This is a genomic window from Aquibium carbonis (assembly GCF_003970795.1).
Classification (GTDB): domain Bacteria; phylum Pseudomonadota; class Alphaproteobacteria; order Rhizobiales; family Rhizobiaceae; genus Aquibium; species Aquibium carbonis.
Window position 1 is genome coordinate 31,369 of record NZ_RWKW01000001.1, and the last position, 25,395, is coordinate 56,763.

Annotated in this window: 25 protein-coding genes; 18 read left to right on the forward strand and 7 right to left on the reverse strand. The window is 63.3% G+C overall.

Annotated features, from left to right (window positions below):
• Positions 1 to 40: 40 nt before the first annotated feature.
• Together EJC49_RS00130 and EJC49_RS00135 are read right to left on the reverse strand one after the other, a co-directional pair.
• A complete protein-coding gene (locus tag EJC49_RS00130; protein WP_126697419.1) occupies positions 41 to 505 on the reverse strand; it encodes a DUF2852 domain-containing protein in 465 nt (154 codons plus the stop codon).
• A gap of 126 nt (positions 506 to 631) precedes the next feature.
• The gene (locus tag EJC49_RS00135; protein WP_126697420.1) at positions 632 to 1,408 is read right to left on the reverse strand and encodes an alpha/beta hydrolase; all 777 of its coding nucleotides are present in this window, start codon (positions 1,406 to 1,408) and stop codon (positions 632 to 634) included.
• A gap of 193 nt (positions 1,409 to 1,601) precedes the next feature.
• Here EJC49_RS00135 and infC point away from each other — a divergent pair, with 193 nt between their 5' ends.
• The 4 genes from infC to pheS all read left to right on the forward strand — a co-directional run bounded on the left by infC (position 1,602) and on the right by pheS (position 4,367).
• Positions 1,602 to 2,138: a translation initiation factor IF-3 gene (gene infC, locus EJC49_RS00140; RefSeq protein ID WP_126697421.1), complete on the forward strand. Its 537-nt coding sequence runs from the start codon at positions 1,602 to 1,604 to the stop codon at positions 2,136 to 2,138.
• A 366-nt stretch (positions 2,139 to 2,504) separates the two neighbouring features.
• Entirely contained in the window at positions 2,505 to 2,714 is a 210-nt protein-coding gene (gene rpmI / locus EJC49_RS00145; protein ID WP_126697422.1) for a 50S ribosomal protein L35, read from the forward strand.
• Between the two features lie 45 nt (positions 2,715 to 2,759).
• Entirely contained in the window at positions 2,760 to 3,161 is a 402-nt protein-coding gene (rplT, locus tag EJC49_RS00150) for a 50S ribosomal protein L20 (RefSeq protein WP_126697423.1), read from the forward strand.
• A 120-nt stretch (positions 3,162 to 3,281) separates the two neighbouring features.
• A complete protein-coding gene (pheS, locus tag EJC49_RS00155; RefSeq protein WP_126697424.1) occupies positions 3,282 to 4,367 on the forward strand; it encodes a phenylalanine--tRNA ligase subunit alpha in 1,086 nt (361 codons plus the stop codon).
• Between the two features lie 44 nt (positions 4,368 to 4,411).
• On the opposite strand, the gene EJC49_RS00160 is transcribed toward pheS, so the two are convergent.
• Positions 4,412 to 6,643 (reverse strand): transglycosylase domain-containing protein, encoded by a 2,232-nt coding sequence (locus EJC49_RS00160; protein WP_126697425.1) that lies wholly within the window; start codon positions 6,641 to 6,643, stop codon positions 4,412 to 4,414.
• A 222-nt stretch (positions 6,644 to 6,865) separates the two neighbouring features.
• On the opposite strand from EJC49_RS00160, the gene EJC49_RS00165 reads away from it, so the two are divergent.
• Positions 6,866 to 7,999 (forward strand): acyltransferase family protein, encoded by a 1,134-nt coding sequence (locus EJC49_RS00165; RefSeq protein ID WP_126697426.1) that lies wholly within the window; start codon positions 6,866 to 6,868, stop codon positions 7,997 to 7,999.
• A 54-nt stretch (positions 8,000 to 8,053) separates the two neighbouring features.
• Here the strand turns inward: EJC49_RS00165 and EJC49_RS00170 are convergent, their stop codons facing one another.
• Both EJC49_RS00170 and dtd read right to left on the reverse strand, forming a co-directional pair.
• Positions 8,054 to 8,416 carry a hypothetical protein gene (locus tag EJC49_RS00170; protein WP_126697427.1) on the reverse strand — a complete coding sequence of 121 codons (363 nt, stop codon included), beginning with the start codon at positions 8,414 to 8,416 and terminating at the stop codon, positions 8,054 to 8,056.
• A gap of 77 nt (positions 8,417 to 8,493) precedes the next feature.
• Positions 8,494 to 8,934: a D-aminoacyl-tRNA deacylase gene (gene dtd, locus EJC49_RS00175; protein ID WP_126697428.1), complete on the reverse strand. Its 441-nt coding sequence runs from the start codon at positions 8,932 to 8,934 to the stop codon at positions 8,494 to 8,496.
• 402 nt (positions 8,935 to 9,336) lie between these two features.
• Here dtd and EJC49_RS00180 point away from each other — a divergent pair, with 402 nt between their 5' ends.
• From EJC49_RS00180 to EJC49_RS00195, 4 genes are all read left to right on the forward strand, one after another.
• The gene (locus EJC49_RS00180; RefSeq protein WP_126697429.1) at positions 9,337 to 10,230 is read left to right on the forward strand and encodes a winged helix-turn-helix domain-containing protein; all 894 of its coding nucleotides are present in this window, start codon (positions 9,337 to 9,339) and stop codon (positions 10,228 to 10,230) included.
• A 4-nt stretch (positions 10,231 to 10,234) separates the two neighbouring features.
• Positions 10,235 to 12,073, forward strand: coding sequence for a 5'-methylthioadenosine/S-adenosylhomocysteine nucleosidase family protein (locus tag EJC49_RS00185; RefSeq protein WP_126697430.1), 1,839 nt, complete (start codon positions 10,235 to 10,237; stop codon positions 12,071 to 12,073).
• A 413-nt stretch (positions 12,074 to 12,486) separates the two neighbouring features.
• Positions 12,487 to 12,891, forward strand: coding sequence for a hypothetical protein (locus tag EJC49_RS00190; protein ID WP_126697431.1), 405 nt, complete (start codon positions 12,487 to 12,489; stop codon positions 12,889 to 12,891).
• Between the two features lie 137 nt (positions 12,892 to 13,028).
• Positions 13,029 to 13,421 (forward strand): endonuclease domain-containing protein, encoded by a 393-nt coding sequence (locus EJC49_RS00195; RefSeq protein ID WP_245453196.1) that lies wholly within the window; start codon positions 13,029 to 13,031, stop codon positions 13,419 to 13,421.
• A gap of 65 nt (positions 13,422 to 13,486) precedes the next feature.
• On the opposite strand, the gene lepA is transcribed toward EJC49_RS00195, so the two are convergent.
• Positions 13,487 to 15,292, reverse strand: a complete 1,806-nt coding sequence (gene lepA / locus EJC49_RS00200; RefSeq protein ID WP_126697432.1) for a translation elongation factor 4 — start codon at positions 15,290 to 15,292, stop codon at positions 13,487 to 13,489.
• A gap of 140 nt (positions 15,293 to 15,432) precedes the next feature.
• Here lepA and EJC49_RS00205 point away from each other — a divergent pair, with 140 nt between their 5' ends.
• The 6 genes from EJC49_RS00205 (at position 15,433) to EJC49_RS00230 (ending at position 20,921) form a co-directional block, all read left to right on the forward strand.
• The gene (locus EJC49_RS00205) at positions 15,433 to 16,227 is read left to right on the forward strand and encodes a potassium channel family protein (RefSeq protein WP_126697470.1); all 795 of its coding nucleotides are present in this window, start codon (positions 15,433 to 15,435) and stop codon (positions 16,225 to 16,227) included.
• 101 nt (positions 16,228 to 16,328) lie between these two features.
• Positions 16,329 to 16,667: a hypothetical protein gene (locus EJC49_RS00210; protein WP_126697433.1), complete on the forward strand. Its 339-nt coding sequence runs from the start codon at positions 16,329 to 16,331 to the stop codon at positions 16,665 to 16,667.
• Between the two features lie 93 nt (positions 16,668 to 16,760).
• Positions 16,761 to 17,015 carry a helix-turn-helix domain-containing protein gene (locus tag EJC49_RS00215; RefSeq protein WP_126697434.1) on the forward strand — a complete coding sequence of 85 codons (255 nt, stop codon included), beginning with the start codon at positions 16,761 to 16,763 and terminating at the stop codon, positions 17,013 to 17,015.
• A gap of 197 nt (positions 17,016 to 17,212) precedes the next feature.
• Complete coding sequence (locus EJC49_RS00220) at positions 17,213 to 18,937, forward strand: SulP family inorganic anion transporter (RefSeq protein WP_126697435.1); 1,725 nt, start codon at positions 17,213 to 17,215, stop codon at positions 18,935 to 18,937.
• Between the two features lie 68 nt (positions 18,938 to 19,005).
• Positions 19,006 to 19,755, forward strand: a complete 750-nt coding sequence (locus EJC49_RS00225; RefSeq protein WP_126697436.1) for an SDR family NAD(P)-dependent oxidoreductase — start codon at positions 19,006 to 19,008, stop codon at positions 19,753 to 19,755.
• 194 nt (positions 19,756 to 19,949) lie between these two features.
• Positions 19,950 to 20,921, forward strand: a complete 972-nt coding sequence (locus tag EJC49_RS00230) for a sensor histidine kinase (RefSeq protein WP_245453197.1) — start codon at positions 19,950 to 19,952, stop codon at positions 20,919 to 20,921.
• Between the two features lie 63 nt (positions 20,922 to 20,984).
• On the opposite strand, the gene EJC49_RS00235 is transcribed toward EJC49_RS00230, so the two are convergent.
• Complete coding sequence (locus EJC49_RS00235; RefSeq protein ID WP_210211727.1) at positions 20,985 to 21,656, reverse strand: PAS and helix-turn-helix domain-containing protein; 672 nt, start codon at positions 21,654 to 21,656, stop codon at positions 20,985 to 20,987.
• On the opposite strand from EJC49_RS00235, the gene EJC49_RS00240 reads away from it, so the two are divergent.
• Genes EJC49_RS00240 through EJC49_RS00250 form a run of 3 tightly spaced genes read left to right on the forward strand, consistent with a single transcriptional unit; the run spans position 21,655 to position 25,251 of the window.
• Entirely contained in the window at positions 21,655 to 23,211 is a 1,557-nt protein-coding gene (locus EJC49_RS00240) for an AMP-binding protein (RefSeq protein ID WP_126697438.1), read from the forward strand. The genes EJC49_RS00235 and EJC49_RS00240 overlap by 2 nt on opposite strands.
• A complete protein-coding gene (locus tag EJC49_RS00245; protein WP_126697439.1) occupies positions 23,208 to 24,017 on the forward strand; it encodes a 3-hydroxybutyrate dehydrogenase in 810 nt (269 codons plus the stop codon). The genes EJC49_RS00240 and EJC49_RS00245 overlap by 4 nt, the downstream gene beginning before the upstream one ends.
• 28 nt (positions 24,018 to 24,045) lie before the next feature.
• Positions 24,046 to 25,251, forward strand: coding sequence for a substrate-binding domain-containing protein (locus tag EJC49_RS00250; RefSeq protein ID WP_126697440.1), 1,206 nt, complete (start codon positions 24,046 to 24,048; stop codon positions 25,249 to 25,251).
• Positions 25,252 to 25,395: the final 144 nt, after the last annotated feature.

Genomic DNA, 25,395 nt, shown 5'->3' on the forward strand with positions numbered 1-25,395 from the left:
GCCACGGCGCCGCCGGAATGGACCCCTGGAAGCGGTCGTGTCAGTCGTCGAGCAGCGTGGGGCCGCTCTTCGGCTCGTTCGGCCGCGGCTCGCCGGCATCGCGCTGGCGCTTGCGCTCGGTCATGAACCGGTCGAATTCTTCCTGGTCCTTGGCACGGCGCAACTCGCGCAGGTAACCGTCGAATTCCTCGCGCATCTCGTCGAGCTTGCGGCGCTCTTCCTCGATGCGGGTCATCTCGGCATCGCGCCAGTCGTCGAATGCCACGTTCCCAGTACGGCCAAAGCCGCCGTGACGGCCGCGGGCATGGCGGCCACGACCCTTGCATGAGGCGAAGAAGCCGTCGGTGGCCTGATTGACGTCGCGCTTGAACCCGTCAAGCCGGTCGCCCCAGATGATGTAGGCGAGCATGGCCAGGCCCAGCGGCCAGAAGACCACGAAGCCGAGCACCATCAGTGCAATCGTCGCAGGCGTCCAGGCCGGACGGATCAGTGCAGTCGTGTTCATCGTTTCCCGTTCCTTCCGTGGGGGGCAGCCGATCCGGGCTGCATGATTTCGAAATGGGAACCGCAAATCGGCGATTCAAGCCGGCCGATTGTAAAGTTGCGTAAACCCGCCCTCCGACGCGGCTCGCTATCCCGCCCGCGCCAACAGTTCCTGCGCCGCCTTGAGGATCAGCGCGATGTCTTCCTCGCGCGACAGACGGTGGTCCCCGTCCGGAATGAGCGTCAAGCTCACGTCGTCGGCCGGGAGGTGCTCCATCAGTTTCCGAGCGTGCTGGAAGGGCACGTCCGGATCCTTCATGCCTTGCAGGATGATCACGGGGCAGTGCGTTTCGATGACGCCGGCCATCACGCGGTTGGCTCGTCCGTCCTCGATCAGGGCGCGTGTGTAGATGTTCGGTTCGGGGCTGTAGTCGGAGGTTTCCTCGAAGTATCCCTTCGTCTCTAGATCATCCAGTTGGGCCCGTGTGAGGTGCGGCTCCATCAGTTCGACCGTGAAGTCCGGGGCGGGCGCAATCAAGAGCATGCCAGCGATTCGTCCGGTCTGGCCCCTTCGCGATAGGTCCTGCGCCATCCTGAGCGCGATCCACGCCCCCATCGAGGAGCCGACCAGAATCTGCGGACCCTCGGAATAGCGGTCGAGAACGGCCAGGCTTTCGCTCAGCCAACGCGAGATCGTGCCGTCGGCGAATGCGCCGCCCGACTGGCCATGGCCCGAATAGTCGTGCCTGAGGCAGGCATGGCCGTTCACGCGGGCCCAGTCCGCCAGCCGCTCTGCCTTGGTTCCGGCCATGTCGGATCGGTACCCTCCGAGCCAGACGAAGCCTGGCGCGCGGCCTGGCTGGCGGCGAACCGCGATCCGGGCGCCATCGACCTCGATGAACTCCATTGGGACCGATCCCTCCATGCCTTTCTCCTTTTTGTGACCCACCGCGTCCGTCTTATGGAACCGATCGACGCTCTTCGCGTAAACCCGTTCGTATCGCGTGATTTCCGTGCGGCGTCGTGCTATTGACAGATTTCCTGCCGTCCCGACATAGGCGGCCGGGAGGATCCAGGCAAATCACCCCGAACGATATCGGAACAAGGAGTACACGACCATTCGCAGACCGTTCAAAGCCGCAGCGCCCGTCAAGGAAGGGCCGCGCGCAAACAGTGAGATCCGGGCGCCCCGGGTGCAGCTGATCGATTTCGACGGCTCGAACCGCGGCGTCGTCGCCATCCAGGAAGCCTTGCAGATCGCGGAGGACAAGGGCCTCGACCTCGTCGAGATTTCGCCCAACGCCGAACCACCCGTCTGCAAGATCACCGATCTGGGCAAGCTCAAGTATCAGAGCCAGAAGAAGGCGGCAGAGGCGCGCAAGAATCAGAAGGTGGTCGAGATCAAGGAGATCAAGATGCGCCCGAACATCGATACGCACGACTACGAGACCAAGATGAAGGCCGTGCGGCGCTTTTTCGACGAAGGCGACAAGGTCAAGCTGACGCTGCGCTTCCGTGGCCGCGAGATGGCGCACATGGAGCTCGGCATGGCGCTGTTGAACCGAGTGCGGGAGGAGGTGGCCACGATTGCAAAGGTCGAGGCCGAGCCCAAGCTGGAAGGCCGCCAGATGATGATGGTGCTGGCTCCGCGTTGACGCGCGACCCACGTCGGAAATGGTGAAACGCATTAGGCTCGCATAATGGAACCCTCGGGCGGCGACGCTCGGGGGTTCTTCGTTTTTTGGGGCGTCGGAGGTCGAGGGCTGTTGTCCTTCGATGATGTCTTGGCCTGCGATCCAAAAACATCCGTTGCGCCCGCTGCGCATCGGATGTATAGACGCCGCGTTCAGAGAACCGCCCGGCAGGGCATGCCGTGGCGGTTTCTTATGCTGACAGCTCACTCGAATGGTCTTCGAGGACAGCGGGGGAGCGGCCTTCGGGCCGTGCCAGTGATCTGGCGCCCTCGCAAAGTCGACCGTGAAGACGGCCGGCGCGAGCGCAACGAAAAAAGGAGAAGCAAAATGCCCAAGATGAAGACCAAATCGTCCGCCAAGAAGCGGTTCAAGATCACTGCGACGGGCAAGGTCCTGTCGGCTGCGGCCGGCAAGCGCCACGGCATGATCAAGCGCTCCAACAAGTTCATTCGCAACGCTCGCGGCACCATGGTCCTCCACGAGGCCGATGCCAAGAAGGTCATCAAGAACTTTCTGCCGAACGGCGGCGGCCTCTGAGCCACGCCTGACGACAAGCGCCCGAAAACTTAAGGAGATTACGACATGGCACGCGTCAAGAGAGGCGTCACCTCGCACGCCAAGCACAAGAAGGTCCTGAAAGCCGCCAAGGGCTTCTACGGCCGCCGCAAGAACACCATTCGCATCGCCAAGCAGGCGGTCGAAAAGTCGCTTCAGTACGCCTACCGCGACCGCAAGAATCGCAAGCGCAATTTCCGCGCCCTGTGGGTCCAGCGCATCAACGCGGCGACCCGCGAGCACGGCCTGACCTACGGCCGCTTCATCGACGGCCTGAACAAGTCGGGCATCGAGATCGACCGCAAGGTGCTGTCCGACATGGCCATCCACGAGCCGCAGGCCTTCGCCGTGCTGGTCGCCAAGGCGAAGGAAGCGCTCGTCTATCTCAAGGACGGCATGCCGAACGAGTTCGAAGCAGCCGTGGCCTGAGGCTGGCGCTTCCCAATCGTTCGAATTTCTGATTTGGGAAACCCGCGCCGGCCTTGCTGGCGCGGGTTTTTTGTTTGACGCACAGAGCATTGCTGCGAACGCGAAGATCGGTGAACTGACATGACGGAACTGACCACGCTGGAAAGCGCCCTTCTCGCCGACATCGCGGCAGCCGGCGACGAGACTGCGCTGGAGACGGTGCGCATCGCTGCATTGGGCAAGAAGGGCTCCGTCTCGGAGCGCCTGAAGACACTGGGCTCGATGTCCCCCGAGGAGCGCCAGTCGATGGGCCCGGCCATCAACGGCCTGAAGAACCGTGTGACCGAGGCGTTGGCTGCCCGCCGCGCCGAACTGCGCGATGCCGCGATCGATGCCCGGCTCGCTGCCGAGACGCTGGACGTGACGCTTCCCGTGCGCAAGTCGCCCGCCGAGCGTGGCCGCATCCACCCCATCAGTCAGGTCATCGACGAGATCGCCGCGATTTTCGGCGATCTCGGCTTCGCCATCGCCGAGGGGCCGGACGTCGAGACGGACTACTACAATTTCACCGCGCTCAACTTCCCGGTCGGCCATCCTGCCCGCGAGATGCACGACACCTTCTTTTTCCGTCCCGGCGCCGACGGTGAGCGCAAGCTCCTGCGCACCCACACCTCGCCGGTGCAGATCCGTACCATGGAGACGCAGAAGCCGCCGATCCGCATCGTCATCCCCGGCAAGACCTACCGCCAGGACTCGGACGCCACCCATTCGCCGATGTTCCACCAGCTAGAAGGCCTGGTCATCGACAAATCGGCGAATGTCGCCAACATGAAATGGGTGCTGGAGGAGTTCTGCAAGGCCTTCTTCGAGGTGCCGAAGGTCGACATGCGCTTCCGTCCGTCCTTCTTCCCCTTCACCGAACCGAGCCTCGAGGTCGACATTCAGTGCGACCGTTCTCGTCCTGGCGAAGTGCGCTTCGGCGAGGGAAAGGACTGGATGGAGATTCTGGGCTGCGGCATGGTCCACCCGAACGTGCTGCGGATGTCGGGCCTCGATCCGGACGAATACCAGGGCTTCGCCTGGGGCATGGGCATCGACCGCATCGCCATGCTGAAGTACGGGATGCCAGACCTGCGCGCCTTCTTCGACGCCGATGTCCGCTGGCTCCAGCACTACGGCTTCCGGCCGCTGGATCTGCCGACGCTGTTTGGCGGGCTGAGCAGCTGACGTCTTGCACCTCGATCGAGGCCGCGTGGTGGCCGCGATGCTCCCTACCGCCCGAGTATGACGTCCATGATCGATCCGGGCCGCCGCTCGACGGTTTCGCCGACGCCGACGCTCGGCCGCCGGATCGAGGCGGTCGTTTCCTCGCGCTGCGGCAGGGGCGGTTCGGCGCGCGAGATCGCAGGCGCCTCGTCCTCCGGCGAGCCGACCGGAATGCTTGGCCGCCGCGCCGGTTCTTCGGCGGGCAGATAGCGGCGCATGCCGGCGCCCGGTAGCGCGACGATGGGCACGCCGTCATGGGCTGCCGTCATGAAGTCCTTCCATGCCATGGCCGGCAGTGAACCCCCGGTGACGTTCTTCATCGGCTTTGCGTCGTCATTGCCGAACCACACACCTGTGGTCAGGTTTGCCGTGTAACCGACGAACCAGGCGTCACGCGCATTCTGGGTGGTGCCGGTCTTGCCGGCGGCGGGCCAGCCGAAATCGGCGCGCCGGGCCGTGCCCGACCGGATCGTCTCGGCCATCATCGAGTTCATCATCGCCACGATCTGCGGATTGATCACGCGCGGTATGCCGCCGCTCGGATGCTCGTAGAGCACCTTGCCGGACGCACTCGTCACCCGGCTGACGAAATGGATCTGCGGCCGGTACCCGCCATTGGCGAAGGGCACGTAGGCAGCCGTGAGCTCCAGCGGCGTCACCTCCGACGTTCCCAGCGCAATCGAGGCATTCGCGGTCAGGGTGGATTCGATGCCGAGCCGGTTCGCGACCTCCACGACCGCCTTTGGCCCAGCTTCCACGGCAAGCTGCGCCGCCACCGAATTGAGCGACTTCGACAGGGCGGCGGTCAGCGTGACCTCGCCATAATACTTGCCGTTGTAGTTTTCCGGCGCCCACTTGCCGATACGGACCGGCGCGTCGTTGCGGATGCTTTCCGGCGTTCGGCCCTGCTCCAGCGCGGCCAGGAAGACGAAGGGTTTGAACGCCGAGCCCGGTTGCCGGCGCGCCTCCGAGGCGCGATCGAACTGGCTGTTGGCGTAATCGGCGCCGCCGATCATGGCGCGCACGGCACCCGAATTGTCGATCGAGACCAGCGCCCCTTGTGTAACGGCGAGCGTGTCGCGGTTCTCGGACACCAGCTTTCGGATCGATGCCTCGCCGAGCTTCTGCAGCGTCAGGTCGATCGTGGTCTCCACGACGACGTCGCCGCGGACGTCACCGATCAGCCCGGGCAACTCGCCCATCACGCGATCGGCGACATAGTGTTCCGATCCGGTCCAGTAGGCGGCGGCGCGGGTGGCCGGGGCGCTGATGGCCGCCGTCATCTCGCTGCCTCCGATCATGCCCTGGTCGGCCATCGCCGAGAGGACCAGCTGCGAACGGGCCTCGGCGGCCTTCGGGTCGCGGGCCGGCGACAGCCGTGACGGCGCCTTCAGGAGGCCCGCCAGGAGCGCGGCTTCCGACAGCGTCACCTCGCGCGCCGACTTGTTGAAGTAGCGCCTCGACGCCGCCTCGACGCCATAGGCGCCCGAGCCGAAATAGACCCGGTTCAGATACATCTCCAGGATCTGCGCCTTGGTGTGCTTGCGCTCCAGCCAGAGCGCCAGCAGAACCTCCTGCACCTTCCTCTCGATGGTGCGGTCGGCGTTCAGGAACAGGTTCTTCGCCAACTGCTGCGTGATGGTGGAGCCGCCCTGCACGAGCCGGCCTTCTACGACATTGGCAGTCATCGCGCGCGCCAATCTCAACGCATCCACGCCGAAATGCGAGTAGAAGCGCCGGTCCTCGATGGCGATCACGGCTTGCGGGATATGGGGCGACATCTCGTGAATGCCGACCGCTTCGCCGCCGGTCATGCCGCGATTGGCCAGAAGATGGCCATCGGCCGAGACGATCCGCACGTTGGGGGGGCGATCGGGCACCGACCAGGTGGTGGCCGAAGGCAGGCGCGCGCCGTAGTACGCCACCATCACCGCGCCGCCGATGCCGATCCAGATCGAGGCGACCAGCGCCCAATAGGCGCTGCCGCGAACGAAGCCGAAAAAGGAGAAGCCGCCGCCGCGCGAGCCGTTGCGGCGTCCGCCCGTCGGCTTGCCCTTGCCGGCCTTGCCGCGCGCAGCCTTGCCTGCCCCTGAAGTCTTGCCGCGACCCGATTTCGCGCGGCGAGGCGGACCGACCACCCGATCATCCTCGCTCGCCGTCAGTTCGACGCCGCCGCGGGACGCTCGCGCATCCTCGAAGCGTGGTTCGATCCGGACGTTGCTTTTGCGATTGGCCATGAACACTGCCTGTCGTCGTGGGCCTCGACCGGCCGTCTGCCCGGACGTTAAGGCCGGCGGTTTAAGGGGAGATTAAGCCGAGAACGCGGCCTCGGAGCGCATGGTCGGCCTGAATGTCGCCCAATCACGCTTGTGTGAGCCCGTCCGCGGCTTAAGCCTTTGGTTGCACCCGCCCCTTAAGGTCCCTTCGCAGGCCGGGAACCCGGCGCAGGGACGAGACGGATGACGGATGCAACGCTGGCCGCCGGCGAACGCAGGGTGGCATGGGTCGATGCCGCGAAAGGGCTGTGCATCATCCTTGTGGTGATGGTGCACGCCACCATCGGCGTGGAAATCGCGGCCGGCGAGCGCGGCTTCATGCACGCCATCGTGGCCTGGGCGCGGCCGTTCCGCATGCCCGACTTCTTCCTGATCTCGGGCCTGTTCCTGGCGCTCACCATCGACCGGCCCTGGCGCCGCTACCTCGACCGCAAGGTCGTGCACTTCGTCTATTTCTACCTCCTGTGGCTGACCATCCAGTTCGCCTTCAAGGCGCCGGAGATGGCGGTCGAGGCCGGCGACTGGACCGCGCCGTTGGCGGGCTGGGTCGAAGCGTTGTGGCAGCCCTTCGGCACCTTGTGGTTCATCTACGTTTTGCCGGTGTTCTTCGTCTTCACCCGCCTGGTGCGCGGGCTGCCGGTCTGGTTCGTGCTGGCATGGGCGGCGATCCTCGAGGCGTTGCCGGTCCACACCGGATCGATCGTCTTCGACGAGTTCGCGCAGCGCTACGTGTTCTTCTTCATCGGCTATGTCTTCGCGCCGCACGTGCTGTCCTTCGCCGCGGCGGTGGCCCGACGGCCCGGCATCGCCATTGTCGGCCTGGCGGGCTGGGGTCTCGTCAACGGCGTTCTCGTCTTCACGCCTTCGCCCGAAGCGCTCGGTTTCCTCATCCAGGGCGAGATCGGTGACACGGGCGCCACCGGCGGCCTGTCGGAACTGCCGGGCGTGTCGCTCGTGCTGGGTCTGGCGGGCGCCCTCGCCATCGTCGCCACGGCTGCGCTTGTCGCACGGGCGCCCTGGGCTGCTTGGCTGCGCTGGCTGGGAGAACACTCGATCGTCGTCTACCTGGCCTTCTTCCTGCCCATGGCAGCCACGCGGATCGTGCTGGTCCAGACGGGGCTCGTGCCGGATGTCGGGCTGATGGCGTTGCTCACCACCGCAGCGGGCATTGCCGGGCCGGCGGTGCTCTATGCGTTGGTGCGGTGGAGCGGGCGTGGGCAGTTCCTGTTCGAACGGCCGGCCTGGGCTTCGATCGAACGCGGCAGCGTGCGAACGCGTGCGGGGCAGGGGCCCGAGGGGATCCCCCGCGCCCCCTAGGACCCTGAACATTCCGCAGGTCTTCGACCCGAGACCGCTTTCGGGAGACAGGCGTCAGGGCTCGATCTCGATCGTCTCCCCCTTGCCGGGGCCGAGCGCGCAGATGCGGCAGCAGTCCCGGCATTCGCGATCGCGATCCGGACCGACCCCCCACGCCGTGCCGTCGTCGCCATTGCGCCAGGCGCCGTAGCAGATGCGCACGCCGCCGGTGCAGTCGATCGCCACCGACTTGCTCTCGCCCTTTTCCAGCAGGTAGATCCGCTCGCCGCCGGGCCAGACCTTGCCGGACGCGGCGTCGGAAAACTCGATCACCACGCCATAGGGCGCCCGGTTCATGACGAAGAACGTCATCACGTCCGCCTTAGCCGGAATGGCGGCGGCGAGGATGGCGAGCGCGAGGAGGAAGCCGCGAATCATGGTCGCGATTCTCCTCCCGGAAGAGGTGCGGATCAAGGGTCCGTCTTCACGCGCTCAACCCGCCGGGAACGAGCCCGTCACGCTTCGCTGTCCAGCCAGATCGTCACCGGCCCGTCATTGACCAGCGACACCGCCATGTCGGCGCCGAAGACACCGGTCGCGACGGGCACGCCGTGGGCGGCGAGCGCGGCGGCGAAATGCGCGTAGAGCAGGCGGCCATCATCGGGCGCCGCGGCGGAGGAAAATCCCGGCCGGTTCCCCTTGGTCTCCGCCGCCAGCGTGAACTGGCTGACCACCAGCGCTGCCCCGCCGACGTCGACCACGGAGCGGTTCATGCGGCCTGCGTCATCCTTGAAGATCCGAAGGTTGGCGACCTTGCGCGCCAGCCACGCCGACTGCGCCTCGCCATCGCCCTGCATGGCGCAGACCAGCACGACCACCCCCGCGCCGATCTCGCCGACGACGACGCCATCGATCGTGACGGACGCTCCTGTGGTGCGTTGGATCAGCGCGCGCATGGGGGATGTCTAGGCGATCGGCGGGCGGTGGGAAAGGTCTGCGGTGGTGCCATGGAAGGACGGTCAGGCGAAGCGAAGCTGGTCGTATCAGGGATCCATGCCCGAGCGGTTTGGAGGAGTGGGGGGGGGGGAAATGACGGGAAATGGTCGCGAAGCTCGCGTCCACTATCGTGTGCGGAGTTCACGCGGGCGGGGCTTACGGTAAATATACCTGCAGGATGGGGCATTTCCGTAGCCGTAGCCGCTGCATCAAGCGCCGAAAACCGAATGTAGCTGTTTTCATTGCCACCGCTCTCTGCGTGCTATTATTGGCGATACGTGCCTCTTAAAGGCGATTCGATCCTTGACTCAAAAGACGACGTTGCGAACAATTTAACCGACTACATGATGTGAAGTCGCGATATGGAAGATAGCTACCTAGACTTAGCGGCGCAGATTCTCAGGGCCCATGGTCGCCCTATGACAGCCCAGGAAATTCTAGCGCGCGCAAGAAAATTTGATCTGCTGCCGTCACATCTCTCGGGTGCGACTATGCAGAAAACTTTACAAGCTCGGATCGCAGAAGATATCTTTCGCCGCCGAGAACGGTCAGCCTTCTACCGTACGTCCCAAGGTGTATACTTCCTCCGTTCAATGTCACAGGAAGAAACGCTGCCTACGCACGTCGTCTCCGAGTATCCGATCAGGCATAGGAAGAAAAAATTTGATCGTCAACGGATATTACATCTGTCATTAGTTCCCGACCTGAATGAGATTCATCTCCTTAACGCACCTATCGATAAATTAATGAAATTAAGGAGCGAATATAGATATATTTGGCAGAAACAGGACGGCTTGTTTCCTGTTTTGGCCGCACCATTCCTGATTTACGACGGCAGATTTCTAGTATTTGAGAACGGTCCTTTTACATTTTTCGGTAATATCGTTGGACTTTCCTCCATCTTACTACGACGTTTTGTCGATGAGTTTGATATTGACCTGCTTGATTTCGATAATATTGGCCTTTTCCGCGCATTGATTAGATCTTGCTCGCATCATATTGAATTTCTAGAGTTAGGAATTAACGACATTGAATTAATGTCTTGTCTTCAGCGGAGTTACATAATATGCGATCCGTCTTCTAACATGATTGGACTTGCGGCCGGCTTCCGGCTGGACCATATCCTGAAAGTTATACCGCCAATTAAACGAAGACTGGAGATTCGAGGCTGCCGCTGGCTTTCAGCCGACGAAATTGTTGAAGCCGACTATGAGCCCTGGTCTAGAATAATTCTACATGAACTGAGTAGAAAATAATTTTATGGAACGCGTCGTTTTCCTAGATTTTTTAAATAGAGAAGCAGCCGCCGCAGTGCATAATCACCGAGGCGAAGCCGACGATTTCGCTATTATTGAGGTACTTCTCCTTACGCATACGGGACGTTTTTCAGCAAATATTTCGCAAATGATAGAGTACTGTGACGACAAACCTCGCTTACAAAAGTGGATAACAACACTTATTAGAGCTGGAATCCTCATTTCGACGAGTAACGATCCAGACCTTCCTTCTTTCATAGACGCACGTCAACGAATGTATAGTCACGACAGACTCCGCTACCCTATGTATTTTTTAAATCCTGAGAAGATTGAAGATTTCCGAATTACCACAAATAACACATTTTCAATGACAAAAACGCTGCGCAGAGACCTTTTTGATATAGAGGAAGGAAAATTACAATTTATTGGGGAGCGTGTGCGTCCATCAGATATGAAAACATTTAGAGACAACATCGATTATTTTCAGAGAATAGCGATTCGTGAACCCGATGCCGCAATAACCAAATCGCTGTTCTTAAAAGATACAGGCAAACGCGGTGCGCCTGCTGCGGCAGTTGTTGAGACTTCAGGTAGAGTTTTTTCGGGCCTCTACATGTCGCACTACGCCGAGCAAAATTTGTGTGCGGTATGCACAGGTATACTTAAAACCGGATTTGCGGAAGACAACAGTAGTTTTCCATTTTATGATATTCCCATATTATTCAATATTCTGGAATTAACAGGATACTATGGAAGTACTGCTTGCAAGAATGGCCGGAGGGAAAGATCCGTTAGTCACTACGGATCTAGAGATCATAATCGGTTTTGCTATTTGTGTAGGGCATTAACTGACTCGGTTGTTAGACTGGCAGCATCGGATCTAGCAAAATTAACGGAGGCTGGTGCATGGACTTCCATTCGGTCGAGTGTAGCAAATACGCTCGCAGGTACGTTTGCCGGCATAGATGAGGTATCGGGTCAGGACACTGCGAGTATCGATGAGTTTCTTCGTCGCGGTTCTAGTATGATTGAAAAGGCTGGTGAGCGCTTATGCAAACACCCAGTATTTGAGAAAACCTGGAGAAATTATGTGCCGGATAGAAGTGGCAATAGGATTCTTGTCTTTGTTGCAACTCCGATCGAAGAGGATGAACTCGCGAAGGCGCTCCAGAGTACGAGTTTTTTTCATCACGGGACCGTCTCTCTAGGGCGCACCTTCGCCGCGAGATATGTATCGCTTGGCGATCATGAGGTCATCGTGTGCAGGACCAGCGCTGGAGGTAGTGGCGTAAGCGGGTCACATTTAATGGCCGCAGAGGCCATTCAAGCTGTGAAGCCACGATTTGCAATCGCTTGCGGTATTTGTTTCGGCTTTAACGACAAAGGTTTTGAGATCGGAGACGTGCTTGTTTCAGATCATGTCGCCAACTACGAGTTTGTAAGGTTAGGGTCGAATGAAGTTCGCGAACGCGGGCCGATTGTGCCTGCCGGGCGCGGCCTTCTCTCAATCGCGCGGGACGTGATGAGGCGTGGACGGCTGCGGGACGAGCGAATCTCCGCGTACGATGGACAGCTTTTGTGTGGAGAGAAACTCGTTGATGATCCAGAATTCATGCGAACCCTTCGGTCCCGCTTCCCGGATGCAATTGGCGGTGAAATGGAGGGAGTGGGAATATCTTCTGCCGCCGCTGCTGAAGGTGTGGAATGGGTCGTTGTAAAAGCAATATGCGATTGGGGATTCGACAAAGATAAAAAGCACCAGAAGGCTGCTGCGAGTGCTGCGGCACGATTCGTAGCGGACATGATTCACACTTCTATAGACGCACGCCCCCTAAAACGTTGAGGGCGACACGGCAGTTCTGCGCCTCGCGCGCCCCACCACCTTCGTCATCCCGGAACGACATTCGAGCGAAGCGAAGAACGTCGTGTCCGGGATCCATGCCTCGCCATCCCGGCCACGCGAGGCGTTGGGCGAGGGGCGCTTCTCCCGCACCGCGTCGCCCGTCGCGGCCGCCGAGGCATGGATCCCCGGCTATCCCTTCGCTGCGCTACGGTCGGCCGAGGATGACGACGTGCGCGACGATCGACGCTGGGCGGCGGCGAGCAATGCGAAGACCCTCCCCCTCACCGTCATGCTTCGCATGCCACCTCTTCCCCACTGCGTAGGGGAGAGGAAAGGCGGCGAGGCGAAAAAAAACTTATCCACGCCCCATCGCACCTCTCCCATACTGCGTCCCAACAAAACGGAGGCAGCGGATGGACTGGCGAAGGGAGGGCGACATACTGGAGAGCATCCTGGCGCTGCTCGTCTCGCTTGCCGGTCTGGCCGATCGCGCGGCCGGCATGCCGCTTTGCCTCGCCCTGCCCGCGCTCGGCTTCATTGCGCGGGCCGAGGACGTGGCGCGGGACTTCCTCGCCGGGTTGCCGGCCGGCATGGCGGCCTGCGTCGTCGGCTCGGAGTCGACCGACCGCGCCGAGCGGCTGGCCGTTGATCTTCGGGCGCTGGCGCGGCTGCTCCGCGCCCTTCTGGCGCGGGCGCGGCGACGCGCCTGGCTCTCCGGCAAAGAGATGGGCCTGCGGACCGGATCGTCGTCCGAGCCTCCTTTGCCCGCCCGTCCGGGACGCCCCGTGCCGGCATGGCCCGCGCCGGATACGTCCTGACGTCACACGTCGCGACGGCGAACAGCCTGACTCCGCCCCTGTGGATTGGTCGACCGGCCGTGCCTCCCCGCGAAACCCGCGGCCGGAGGGCGCTGGTGCGCGTCCTGATCCTCCCCCGTTTACGGGGGAGGGGGACCATGCGTAGCATGGTGGAGGGGGCGCCAAGGCGAGACATGCGATCCGAGAAGATGACATTCGAGCGCGCGCGAAGATTGCGGCGCGAGCTGAGCCTGCCCGAGGTGATCTTTTGGGTTTGCCTGCGCGGCCGGCGTCTTAACGGGCTGCGGTTTCGGCGCCAGCACCCGGTCGGGCCGTATGTACTCGACTTCTACCATGCCGAGGGAAGACTGGCGGTCGAGGTCGACGGCGCCCACCACGACCTGCCAGGGCAGATGCAGAATGACCTGCGGCGCGACGCCTGGCTCGAAGGGCAAGGCATCCGCGTGCTGCGAATTGCGGCGACCGATATTCTGGACGAAAAGGCGCTCGAGGGGATGCTGGTGACGATCGCGGAGATGGCGCGTCGTTGAGGCGTGCCCCCTCCACCGCCTTCGGCGGTCCCCCTCCCCCGCTTCGGAGGGGAGGATCAGGCGCCTCAGCTCTCCCCCATCTTCAGCGCCTCGATGAAGGCGGCCTGCGGGATTTCGACCTTGCCGAACTGCCGCATGCGCTTCTTGCCTTCCTTCTGCTTGTCGAGCAGCTTGCGCTTGCGCGACACGTCGCCGCCATAGCACTTCGCGGTCACGTCCTTGCGCAGCGCCGAGATCGTCTCGCGGGCGATAACCTTGCCGCCGATGGCGGCCTGGATCGGGATCTTGAACATGTGCTTGGGGATCAGATCCTTGAGCTTCTCGCACATGACCCGGCCGCGCTTTTCCGCCGCCGAACGGTGAACCAGCATCGACAGCGCGTCGACCGGTTCGTCGTTGACGAGGATCGACATCTTGACGAGGTCGCCCTCCTTGTAGTCGGTCAGCTGGTAGTCGAACGAGGCGTAGCCCTTGGAAATCGACTTCAGCCGGTCGTAGAAGTCGAAGACCACCTCGTTGAGCGGCAGCTCGTAGGTGGCCATGGCGCGCTTGCCGACATAGGAGAGGTCGACCTGCACGCCGCGCCGCTCCTGGCACAGCTTCAGGATCGCGCCGAGATAGTCGTCCGGGGTGAGGATCGTGGCGCGGATCCACGGCTCCTCGATGGCCTCGATCTTGACCACGTCGGGCATGTCGGCCGGGTTGTGAAGTTCCTTCGTCGAGCCGTCGGTCATCGCCAGGCGGTAGACGACCGAGGGCGCGGTGGCGATCAGGTCGAGGTCGAACTCGCGCTCCAGACGCTCCTGGATGATCTCGAGGTGCAAGAGCCCGAGGAAGCCGCAGCGGAAACCGAAGCCAAGGGCCGCGCTCGTTTCCATCTCGAAGGAGAACGAAGCATCGTTGAGTCGCAGCTTGCCCATGGCGGCGCGCAGGTCCTCGAAGTCGGCGGCGTCGACTGGGAACAACCCGCAGAACACCACCGGCTGCGCCGGCTTGAAGCCCTCCAGCATGTGCGGCGTCGGCCGCTTGTCCTCGGTGATCGTGTCGCCGACGCGGGTGTCTGCCACCTCCTTGATCGACCCGGTGAGGAAGCCGATCTCGCCGGGGCCGAGCGCGTCGACCGTCAGCATCTTGGGCGTGATCACGCCGACGCGGTCGACGGCGTATTTCGCGCCGGTGCCCATCATGCGGATGTTCTGGCCGCGCTTCAGTTCGCCGTCGATGACCCGCACGAGCACGATGACGCCGAGATAGGCGTCGTACCACGAGTCGACCAGCATCGCCTTCAACGGCGCGTCGCGGTCGCCCTCCTTGGGCGGCGGCAGCCGGGTGACGATCGCCTCCAGCACCTCGTCGACGCCCAGCCCCGTCTTGGCCGAGATCAGCACAGCGTCGGAGGCATCGAGCCCGATCACCTCCTCCACCTGCTCGCGGATGCGGTCCGGCTCGGCGGCGGGCAGGTCGACCTTGTTGAGCACCACCACGATCTCGTGGTTGGCGTCGAGCGCCTGATAGACGTTGGCGAGCGTCTGCGCCTCGACACCTTGCGAAGCGTCGACGACCAGCAGCGACCCCTCGCAGGCGCGCAACGAGCGCGAAACCTCGTAGGCGAAGTCGACATGGCCCGGCGTGTCGATCAGGTTCAGCACATAGTCCTGTCCGTCGCGCGCCTTGTATTCGAGCCGCACGGTATTGGCCTTGATGGTGATGCCCCGCTCCCGCTCGATGTCCATCGAGTCGAGCACCTGCTCCTTCATCTCGCGCACCTCGAGGGAGCCGGTCATCTGGATCAGCCGGTCGGCGAGCGTCGACTTGCCGTGGTCGATATGCGCGACGATGGAGAAATTGCGGATGTTCTTCAAAGGTGTCATGGGCCGGGCGTATAGAGCATTCCGAGGCAAAACGCCAAACCGGATTTCTGCGCGAAACATGCCGCAAAGGCTGCTGATTTCAAGGGGTGGCCATGAAGGCTGCTCTGGACGCGGCGGCGCCCGCGCCCTATCCCGATCCCATGGATGCGACGAACCCTGGCGAGGTCGACGGTTTCGACCGATTGCGTGCGTTCCTGCGCCGGCTCTACTACGGGCGGACGCGGGCGGCACTGCGGTTCCAGATCTCCGTACTTGCGGTCGATCTGGTGATCATCGCCTTCTTCGTGGCCTCGCCGGTGCTGCGCGATCGCCCGAGCTTCCTTTGGGTAGACTACGGAATAGCGGCCGTGCTGGCGGCGGATGTCCTGGCGCGCGGGCTGGCGAGCAACAGTCTGGCAGGCTGGGCGCGACGGCCGACGGTGTGGGTCGATCTCTTCATACTGGCGACCCTGCTGTTCCCGCACTCGCTCGCCAATCTCGGCTTCCTGCGCATCCTGCGGCTATGGTCGCTGTCGCGCAGCGGCTTCATCTGGCAGCCGCTGGAGCGTCGTGGACATGCGGCGTGGCGAGAAGTGATGGAGGACATCGTCAATCTGGTCACGTTCCTCTTGGTGACCACCGGCTTCGTCTACACCTTCTTCTTTCGAACCGGCTCCGGCATCGAGGGCTATGTCGATGCCTTCTACTTCACGGTGGCGACGGTCACGACCACGGGCTTCGGAGACATCGTCCTGCCCGGCATCTGGGGCAAGCTGACGTCGATCGCGATCATGATCGTCGGCATCGCGCTGTTCGTGAAGCTTGCGCAGGCCCTGTTCCGCACCAGCAAGGTGGTGTTTCCCTGCCCGCAATGCGCCCTGCAAAGGCACGATCCGGACGCCGTGCACTGCAAGGCCTGTGGACATCCGCTGAAGATTCCCGACGACGGTGACTGAACAGGTTCCCGTCATCGCCCGCCAGGCCTGCGACGCGTCTTGACGGTGCGATGGTTCAGCCCGACAAGCGCGTGCGCCCATGTCGTTGGAAGGAATTCCGCTTGACCGTCTTCGGCTTCGTGCAGCTCTGCATCTCGACCGCGATCTTCATCCTCGCTGCCAGTGCCGCCAAGGCGTGGACGCTTTCGCCAGGCTACGGCAAGCTGGCCCTGACGCTGGTGCTCTACTCGATCGGGAACCTCGTAATGCTGCGCCTGATCCGCGAGTTCGGCATGGGCGTGGCATTGTCGCTATCGGCCGTGATCCAGCTCATCGCGGTCAACATCGTGGCCTTCGCCTTCTTCGGCGAGCGGGTGGACGTCGTCCAGGGTGCGGGAATCCTCGTCGCCATCCTCGCCGTAGCGTTGGTGACATTCGGACCTTATATCACCGGCCGTTGAGTCGGCGGTGCATGATTTTGCCTCGATAATGATGCTTGAAACATCAGCATCAATGGCCTACGCTTTGAACATGACGTCTGAAGCGAGGAATCTTTGATTACAGCCGCACAGATGCGCGCTGCCCGTGCGCTCGCCGGTATCGACCAGAGGACGCTGGCCGAACGCGCGGGCGTGTCTCTGCCCACCATCCAGCGGATGGAGGCGAGCGATGGCCAAGTGCGCGGCGTGGTCGATACGCTGGTCAAGGTGATCCAGGCGCTCGAGCAATCCGGCGTCGAACTGATTGGCGAGGAGCAGGCAAGCCCGCGCGGTGGCCGAGGAGTTCGGCTGAAGGCGTTGGATGGCTGAATAGGTATCCGGCGGCGTCTACGCCGGAACAGATCGAAGCGCGCATGTCGCGGCGGGTTCCAGGGCCAGCGCGCATGCAGACACAGTGTCGCGACGGCGACCGCCGACCTCCGGACCTTGCCCGCCTGCCCGGGCATCGTCCCGCCGACGATCCCGCCGCCTTCCAGAGGGGACGCTCCCCAGGAGGCAAGGCCAGAATGCAGACGAAATCCACGCCATCGCCGGTTCGCTCGCCGGACTTCGCCGAGCTTTTCACGCCCAAGCTCGTGACCGTCCTGCGCGAGGGGTACGGGCTGGCGGGCCTGAAGGCCGATGCGATCGCCGGATTGACGGTGGCGATCGTAGCGCTGCCGCTGTCGATGGCAATCGCGATCGCGTCAGGCGTGTCGCCGGAACGCGGGCTCTACACCGCCGTTGTCGGCGGATTCCTCGTGTCGCTGCTCGGCGGCAGCCGCTTCCAGATCGGCGGGCCGGCGGGCGCCTTCATTGTTCTTGTGGCCGCTACGGTCGCCCGGCACGGACTCGACGGGCTGTTGCTCGCCACCATGATGTCGGGCTTGTTCCTTCTGGCCATCGGCTATCTGCGGCTCGGCACATACATCAAGTACATTCCTTTTCCGGTCACGGTGGGGTTCACCGCGGGCATCGGCGTCATCATCTTCGCAAGCCAGATCCGGGACCTTTTCGGACTGACGCTGACCGGGCCGGAGCCCGGTGAAATCCTGGAAAAGCTGCCGGCGCTCTGGGCGGCGGCGGGAACGGCGAGCCCGGCGGCGATCGGCGTCGCCGCTTTGACCATCGGGCTGATCGTCGGGCTGAAGCGTTACCGGCCGGGCTGGCCCGGCATGCTGTTCGCCGTCGTTCTGACCTCGGCCCTGGTGGTGGCGCTGGCGTTGCCTGTGGAGACGATCGGCACCCGCTTCGGCGGCATACCGCGCATGCTGCCCACGCCGGGCTTGCCGTCGATCAGTTGGGAACTGGCCTTCGCCGTCTTGCCCGACGCGATCGCGTTCGCGCTTCTCGGCTCGATCGAATCGCTCCTGTCGGCGGTGGTCGCCGACGGCATGACCGGGCGGCGGCACCGTTCCAACTGCGAATTGGTGGCGCAGGGCTTCGCCAACATCGGCGCGGCCCTTTTCGGTGGCTTTTGCGTGACGGGCACCATCGCGCGCACGGCGACCAACGTGCGGGCAGGCGCGCGCGGCCCCGTGGCCGGCATGTTGCACTCGCTGTTCCTGCTTGTCTTCATGCTGGTGGCCGCACCTTTGGCGGCCTACATCCCGCTTGCCGCGCTCGCGGGCGTGCTGGCCACGGTGGCCTGGAACATGATCGAGAAACCGGCTTTCGCCGCCATCCTGCGTACTTCGCGCGCCGACACGGCGGTGCTCGCCGTCACGCTGCTCCTGGTGATCTTCCGCGACCTCACGGAAGGCATCGTGGTGGGCTTCCTGCTCGGCTCGATCCTGTACATCGACCGCATGTCCAGAACGGTGGCCACCGAGGGATATGCGTCCCGCATAGAGGAGGACGTTGCAGACGACGTGGACCGCGAAGACTACGACGCAGCGATGGCGAGCGATCCGGATACGGTGGTCTACCGCATTCCTGGGGCATTTTTCTTCGGCACCGCGGCGACCGTCGGCGCTGTGCTCGACCGCATCGCCGACCAGCGGCGGAACTTCATTCTCGATTGCTCGGTCGTGCCGTTCCTCGATTCCACCGCCGCCAACGTCATCGAGGGAGCGGCGCGCAAGGCGCATCGATCCGGCGTCCGCTTCGTCATCGCGGGGGCGTCGATGGACGTGCGCCGAACGTTGGTCAGCCACGGGATAAGGGCACCGGACGTCGACTATGCCGCGACGCTCGCGGATGCGTGGGACCTGGTTCAGGGACGGACGGTCGAGGTCGTGGACCATCCTTGAACCGTCGCGGCGACCGTCCCTCGCCAAGCGGCTCCCGCTCGCCTACATAGGCGGTTGGAGAACCCCGCATGACAGACACCGAGACCCGCAAGACCATCGTCCTGACCGGGGCCAGCCGCGGCATCGGCCATGCGACGGTGAAGCGCTTCTCACGCGAGGGTTGGCGAGTCATCACCTGTTCGCGGCAGGCCTTTTCGGAGGACTGCCCCTGGCCGCAGGGTGCCGAAGACCACATCCGCGTCGATCTGACCGATCCAGAGGACGTGGGCCTCGCGGTCTCGGAAATCCGCCATCGCCTCCAGGCCCTTGGCGGCAGGCTTGAGGCGCTGGTCAACAATGCCGGCATCTCGCCGAAACTGTCCGACGGCAGCCGGATGAACTCCATCGACACGCCGATGCACGTCTGGCGCGATGTCTTCCAGGTCAACTTCTTTGCGCCCATCATGCTGGCGCGGGGCCTTTTCAAGGAACTCGCGGCCGCGGGCGGTTCCGTGGTAAACGTCACCTCGATCACCGGCACCCGCGTCCACCCCTTCGCGGGCACGGCCTATGCCACCTCCAAGGCAGCGCTCGGTTCCTTGACCCGCGAGATGTCAGCCGATTTCGGACCGCACGGCATTCGGGTCAATGCCATCGCGCCGGGAGAGATCGACACCGCGATCCTCTCGCCCGGCACCGACAAGATCGTCGAGACGATTCCGCTGCGCCGGCTGGGCGAGACGGCCGAGGTGGCCGACATCATCTATTTCCTCTGCTCTCCGCAATCTTCCTATGTTTCCGGCTCCGAGATCCACATCAATGGTGGACAGCATGTCTGAAGTCGCGGCGATGCGAGGCTTTTCAACCGCGCGTTGGATCGGATAGCATTGCTGCGATGTCGTCAGGGCAGGGTAGTGCCGGCTGCAACGGCAGAGACAGTGCAGTGAAGCGAGACGCATTCTTGGACCAGATCCCTCAAGCTGGCAGCCGGATGGCACGAGCGATACACGCCTTCGACTGGAGTGCCACGTCGATGGGACCAGCCGAAACCTGGCCGCTTTCGCTTCGATCGGTCGTGCAGATGATGCTGCACCAGCGCCAGGCAATCTGTCTGTTTTGGGGTGACGACCTGAACATGCTCTACAACGACGCCTATGCGCCGTTGCTCGGGGCCAAGGAAAGAGACGCTCTCGGGAAACCGTTTCGAGACATCTGGTCCGACGTCTGGAACGACGTGAAACCCTTCGTCGACATGGCGCTGGGCGGCGAAGGCACCTATGCCGAAAACATGCGGCTGATGATGTTCCGGAACGGATTCGAGGAGGAAACCTACTTCACCTTTTCGTACAGCCCCCTGTTTGACGATGACGGTCGGGTACGCGGACTGATCAACGTGACCGTCGAGACCACGCAGGCGGTCCTGGCCCAGCGCACCCAGCAGGTTATGCGGCGGGAACTGATGCACCGCGTCAAGAATTCGTTGGCGGTGACCTCCAGCGTGATATCGGCGACCTTGCGGCAGGCGCCGTCGCTGGAGGTGGCGCGCGAAACCATAACCAGGCGGCTGGCGGCGCTGGCCGATGCGCAGAACCTGTTCAACGACAATGCCGACAGCGCCGAAGTCGACGTTGTCCTGCGCGCGGCGCTTCGCGCCCATCTCGATCACAGCAGTCGGGTGAGCCTGTCGGGACCGGGGGTGAAGATCAGTTCCCAGCAGGCCATAGGTCTATCCCTTGCGGCCTATGAACTGGCAACAAACGCGATGAAGTATGGCGCTCTGTCGGTCGACGGAGGCAGAATTGATGTCTCCTGGAACACGCATGGGCGACGCGGTTTCAGCTTCACCTGGCAGGAAAGCGGCGGTCCGCCCGTCGAGCCGCCGACGCGCTCGGGCTTCGGCTCACGACTGACGAACCGGATCGTCGCCGCCTATTTTTCCGGAGAGGGACGAACGCATTACGATCGCGATGGATTGCGTTTCGAACTGAACGGCCAGCTTGCCTGACGCCGCGGCGGCTGCCGACCGATCGCATCCCATCTGTGTGGGGTTGCTCGTGCTTCGGAACCTCTAGTTCGGCATGCCAGACAGCGAGGCAAGGAGTTCTGCAACGTTGCTGGCGCAGTACTTCTTGAGCAGTCGGGCGCGGTGCGCCTCCACCGTGCGCGGCGAGATGGCGAGCAGCCGGCCGATTTCTTTGCTCGTGCGGCCTTCGCCCAAGTGCATCACGATCTGGCGCTCGCGCGTCGTGAGCTGCATCACCGGGCGGTAGGCCGAGAGATCGGCAAAGGACCACACGGCGCGTGCGAGCGGATTGTCCCTGGTGAACGAGTGGCCGCGAACGCGGCACCAGAACAAGGCCCCGTCCTTGCGGGCCATGATGCGCTCGTCGGAATACTCGTTGGCGCGGCGCAGCGGTTCCACACCCACGTCGCGAATCCGTTCGAACTCCTCGTAGGTTGGATAGAGAAACGCGAACGACTGGTTGATGAGCTCGGCCCTGTCGTAGCGGAACACCTGCGCGAAGGTCAGGTTGCATGCCCTGATGATCCTGTTTTCGGTCAGCACGATGCCGACCGGAGCATGCTCGAAGGCCAGCGTCTCTAGCGTCGTCTCCCGGTTATCCATGCGTATTTGTACGATATTGATGAGAGGGGGCCCGAAACGGATAGTACCAAGGCGCGCTGGATCGCAACACAAGAATTCCACAACGTCCATGCGCGCGGGGAGGACTGCATCCATGAACCTGGCCGAATGGCTGGCAAGACGCGCGGCATTGTCGCCCGACAGCCCTGCATTGATGCAGGGGGCAAGGGTCGTCGCCGACTATCGCGCCTTCGCCGCATCGGCTGCCGGCATCGGCGGATCGCTGTCCTCGCGGTTTGGTATCGCACCCGGCGACCGCGTCGCAATCCTGGCCATCAATGGCACGGAATATCTGGAAGTCATGTATGGGGCCTGGTTCGCCGGCGCAGCCGTCGTTCCCATCAACGCCAAGCTGCATCCGCGCGAAGCCGCATGGATCCTGGAAAATTCCGGCGCGACCATCGTCTTCGTGACATCGGAACTCGGCGCGGCTGTGGCGCCGAATCTGCCGCCCGCTTGTCGGTTCATCGTCGATCTTGGTTCGGAGGAGTTCCACGTCATGCGCGGCAGCGAGCCCCTGCCGGCGCCGCTGCCGCGCGACCGCGATGACATGGCTTGGCTATTCTATACGTCGGGGACCACCGGCAAGCCGAAGGGCGTGATGATCTCCAACGGCAACATTCACGCCATGACATTCGCCTATCTCGCCGACGTGGACGCGGTGCACCCGTCTGACGCCGCGCTCTATGCCGCGCCGATGAGCCACGGCGCGGGGCTCTACAATGTCCAGCACGTGCTGAAGGGCGCGCGGCACGTGGTGCCGGAATCGGGCGCTTTCGATACTGCCGAGATACTCGATCTCGCGGAGCGTCTGGGCAGCGTGCACATGTTCGCCGCGCCCACCATGGTGCGCCGTCTCGTCGATGCCGCGAAGGCGAGTGGCCGGACGGGAGAGGGTATCCGGACCGTCGTCTATGGCGGCGGTCCGATGTATTTCGCCGACATCGTCGAGGCCGTCGAGATCATGGGTTCGCGCTTTTGCCAGATTTACGGGCAGGGCGAGAGCCCGATGACGATCACGGCGCTGCCGCGCGATCTCGTCGCGGATCGATCCCATCCGCGCTGGAAGGAACGCCTCGCCTCGGTCGGCACGGCGCAGTCCTGCGTGGAGGTTCGCGTCGTCGATCCGGACGGCATACCGCTCACTGCCGGCGAAACCGGCGAGGTCGTCGTGCGCGGCGCCGCCGTCATGACCGGCTACTGGAACAACCCGGACGCGACCGACCGGACGCTCAGGGACGGCTGGCTGTGGACCGGCGACATGGGCGCGCTCGACGAGGACGGCTTCCTGACGCTGAAGGATCGGTCGAAGGACCTGATCATCTCCGGCGGCACCAACATCTACCCGCGCGAGGTGGAGGAGGCGCTTTTGACCCACCCCGCCGTGCGCGAGGTCTCCGTCATCGGCCGGGCCGATCCCGAATGGGGCGAGGCGGTCGTCGCCTTCGTGGTGCTGGCGCCGGGCGAAAGCGCGGACCCGACCGGGCTCGACGCCCATTGCCTCGACCTGATCGCCCGCTTCAAGCGGCCGAAGCACTATCGTTTCGTCGAGGCGCTGCCGAAGAACGCCTATGGAAAGGTGCTGAAGACCGACCTTCGGGCGATGCTCGAGGCCGAAGCGGCGCCGAACGTCGGAGAGGATGCCCGATGACTGGAAAGACGCTTGCAGAACGCACGGCGCTGGTCACGGGGTCGGTCCAGGGCATCGGCCTTGCCATCGCAAGGGCGCTGGCCGCCGAGGGCGCCCGCATGGCGATCCACGGCCATGCGACGCCGGAGCAGGTGGCCGCGGTGGAGGCGGACCTGCGGGCATGCGGCGCGCCGGAAACGATCTTTCTCGAGGCCGACCTCCTCGACGTGGCCGCGATCGAAACGATGATGGCGCGTGCCGCCGAATGGGGGCCGATCGACATCCTCGTCAACAATGCCGGCATCCAGCGGACGGCGCCGCTGGCCGATGCAACCGCTGCCGTATGGAACGAGATCCTGGCGGTCAACCTGTCGGCGGCCTTCCACACCATGCGGCTGGGCATGCCCGGAATGGGCGCACGCGGTTTCGGACGCGTCATCAACATCGCCTCCGTGCATGGCCTCGTCGCCTCCAGGGACAAGTCGCCCTACGTTGCGTCGAAGTTCGGCCTTGTCGGCCTGAGCAAGGTCGCCGCGCTTGAATATGCCGCCAGCGGTTCGCGAGAAACCGGTGGCGTCACCGTCAACTGCATCTGCCCCGGCTGGACCGAAACCGCGATCATCGGACCCCAGGTCGAAGCCCGCGCGGCCACCCATGGCGGCGATCACGATGCCGGCATAGCAAGCCTCTTGTCGGAGAAGCAGCCGAGCCTGCGGATGTCCGACCCCTCGGAGATCGGCGCGCTCGCCCTCTGGCTCTGCCAGAAGCCGGCCCACAATCTCACCGGGACCGCGATCCCGGTCGATGGCGGTTGGACCGCCCAATGAACGACCCGCTCTCAAAGGAGGAGATGACATGAAGAGACTGTTTTCGACGGTCGCCATCGCCGCAGTTTTTGCGGTCGGCGGCACATTGACGAGCTTCACACAGGAAGACCCGGTCAAGATAGCGCTCGTGCACGGCCTTTCCGGTTCGCCGCTCGAGGCCTATTCGAAGCAGACCACGAACGGCTTCAATCTCGGGCTCGAATACGCGACCAACGGCACGATGGAGATCAAGGGCCGGAAGATCGAGGTCATAGAGAAGGACACCCAGTTCAAGCCCGACGTCGCCCGTTCGGTTCTCGCCGAGGCCTATGGCGATGACGACGTGCTGATCGCCGTCGGCGGTACGTCGTCCGGCGTCACCACCGCGATGCTGCCGATTGCGGCTGAATACGAGAAGATCTTGCTGGTCGAGCCGGCCGTGGCCGACTCGCTGACCGGCCCGGATTCCAACCGCTACGTCTTCAAGACCTCGCGCAACTCCTCCATGGACATGCAGGCGCAGGCCATCGCGCTGCAGCCGAACGAAAACCTGTACGTCGCTACTCTTGCGCAGGACTACGCTTTCGGCCGCGACGGGATCGCCGCGTTCAAGAAGGCGCTCGAAGGCACTGGCGCCAATCTCGTCGCCGAGGAGTACGTGCCGCAGCAAACCACGGACTTCACCGCCACGATCGAGCGGCTGTTCGGCGCGCTGCGCGACAAGGAGGGTCGCAAGGTCATCGTCATGTACGTCGCCGGCATCGACGCCATGACGCCGCTCGCCGCCGCCGACCCGGGCCGCTACGGCATCGAGCTGTCCACTGGCGGCAACATCCTGCCAGCCATGGCATCCTACAAGAAGGTGCCGGGCATGGAAGGCGCGATCTACTACTACTATGAAGCGCCAAAGAATGAGATCAACGACTGGCTGGTTGAGAAGCATCAGGAGAAGTTCGGCTCGCCGCCCGATTTCTTCACCGCTGGCGGCATGGCCGCAGCGCTTGCCATCGTCGCAGCTCTGGAGAAGGCCGACGACTGGGAGACCGAAACGTTGATCTCCACCATGGAAGGGATGTCTTGGGAGACGCCGAAGGGCACCATGACCTTCCGCCCCGAGGATCACCAGGCGCTGCAGTCAATGTACCACTTCAAGATCGCCGTGAAGGAGGGCGTCGAGTGGGCGGTTCCGGAACTCGTCCGCGAGATCAAGCCGGAGGAAATGGACATCCCGATCGGGCGGAACAACCAGCAGTAAAGCTGGGCGAATGGAGAATGGCGATTAGCGAATAGGAAAGCAGGGGCGGGCGGCGCTGCCGCCGTCCGCTCCTTTCCCTGCCTCGTGTTCCACCATTCGCTATTCGCTATTCGCGATCTTTCTTGCCATCACCCAAGAAGCCCA

What these genes read in the sequence shown, in the direction of transcription:
- EJC49_RS00130 (WP_126697419.1), bottom strand. Translation starts at nt 505, where the DNA reads ATGAACACGACTGCACTGATCCGTCCGGCCTGGACGCCTGCGACGATT.
- EJC49_RS00135 (WP_126697420.1), bottom strand. Translation starts at nt 1,408, where the DNA reads ATGGAGGGATCGGTCCCAATGGAGTTCATCGAGGTCGATGGCGCCCGG.
- rpmI (WP_126697422.1), top strand. Translation starts at nt 2,505, where the DNA reads ATGCCCAAGATGAAGACCAAATCGTCCGCCAAGAAGCGGTTCAAGATC.
- rplT (WP_126697423.1), top strand. Translation starts at nt 2,760, where the DNA reads ATGGCACGCGTCAAGAGAGGCGTCACCTCGCACGCCAAGCACAAGAAG.
- pheS (WP_126697424.1), top strand. Translation starts at nt 3,282, where the DNA reads ATGACGGAACTGACCACGCTGGAAAGCGCCCTTCTCGCCGACATCGCG.
- EJC49_RS00160 (WP_126697425.1), bottom strand. Translation starts at nt 6,643, where the DNA reads ATGGCCAATCGCAAAAGCAACGTCCGGATCGAACCACGCTTCGAGGAT.
- EJC49_RS00165 (WP_126697426.1), top strand. Translation starts at nt 6,866, where the DNA reads ATGACGGATGCAACGCTGGCCGCCGGCGAACGCAGGGTGGCATGGGTC.
- EJC49_RS00170 (WP_126697427.1), bottom strand. Translation starts at nt 8,416, where the DNA reads ATGATTCGCGGCTTCCTCCTCGCGCTCGCCATCCTCGCCGCCGCCATT.
- dtd (WP_126697428.1), bottom strand. Translation starts at nt 8,934, where the DNA reads ATGCGCGCGCTGATCCAACGCACCACAGGAGCGTCCGTCACGATCGAT.
- EJC49_RS00180 (WP_126697429.1), top strand. Translation starts at nt 9,337, where the DNA reads ATGGAAGATAGCTACCTAGACTTAGCGGCGCAGATTCTCAGGGCCCAT.
- EJC49_RS00185 (WP_126697430.1), top strand. Translation starts at nt 10,235, where the DNA reads ATGGAACGCGTCGTTTTCCTAGATTTTTTAAATAGAGAAGCAGCCGCC.
- EJC49_RS00190 (WP_126697431.1), top strand. Translation starts at nt 12,487, where the DNA reads ATGGACTGGCGAAGGGAGGGCGACATACTGGAGAGCATCCTGGCGCTG.
- EJC49_RS00195 (WP_245453196.1), top strand. Translation starts at nt 13,029, where the DNA reads ATGCGTAGCATGGTGGAGGGGGCGCCAAGGCGAGACATGCGATCCGAG.
- lepA (WP_126697432.1), bottom strand. Translation starts at nt 15,292, where the DNA reads ATGACACCTTTGAAGAACATCCGCAATTTCTCCATCGTCGCGCATATC.
- EJC49_RS00205 (WP_126697470.1), top strand. Translation starts at nt 15,433, where the DNA reads ATGGATGCGACGAACCCTGGCGAGGTCGACGGTTTCGACCGATTGCGT.
- EJC49_RS00220 (WP_126697435.1), top strand. Translation starts at nt 17,213, where the DNA reads ATGCAGACGAAATCCACGCCATCGCCGGTTCGCTCGCCGGACTTCGCC.
- EJC49_RS00225 (WP_126697436.1), top strand. Translation starts at nt 19,006, where the DNA reads ATGACAGACACCGAGACCCGCAAGACCATCGTCCTGACCGGGGCCAGC.
- EJC49_RS00230 (WP_245453197.1), top strand. Translation starts at nt 19,950, where the DNA reads ATGGGACCAGCCGAAACCTGGCCGCTTTCGCTTCGATCGGTCGTGCAG.
- EJC49_RS00240 (WP_126697438.1), top strand. Translation starts at nt 21,655, where the DNA reads ATGAACCTGGCCGAATGGCTGGCAAGACGCGCGGCATTGTCGCCCGAC.
- EJC49_RS00235 (WP_210211727.1), bottom strand. Translation starts at nt 21,656, where the DNA reads ATGGATGCAGTCCTCCCCGCGCGCATGGACGTTGTGGAATTCTTGTGT.
- EJC49_RS00245 (WP_126697439.1), top strand. Translation starts at nt 23,208, where the DNA reads ATGACTGGAAAGACGCTTGCAGAACGCACGGCGCTGGTCACGGGGTCG.
- EJC49_RS00250 (WP_126697440.1), top strand. Translation starts at nt 24,046, where the DNA reads ATGAAGAGACTGTTTTCGACGGTCGCCATCGCCGCAGTTTTTGCGGTC.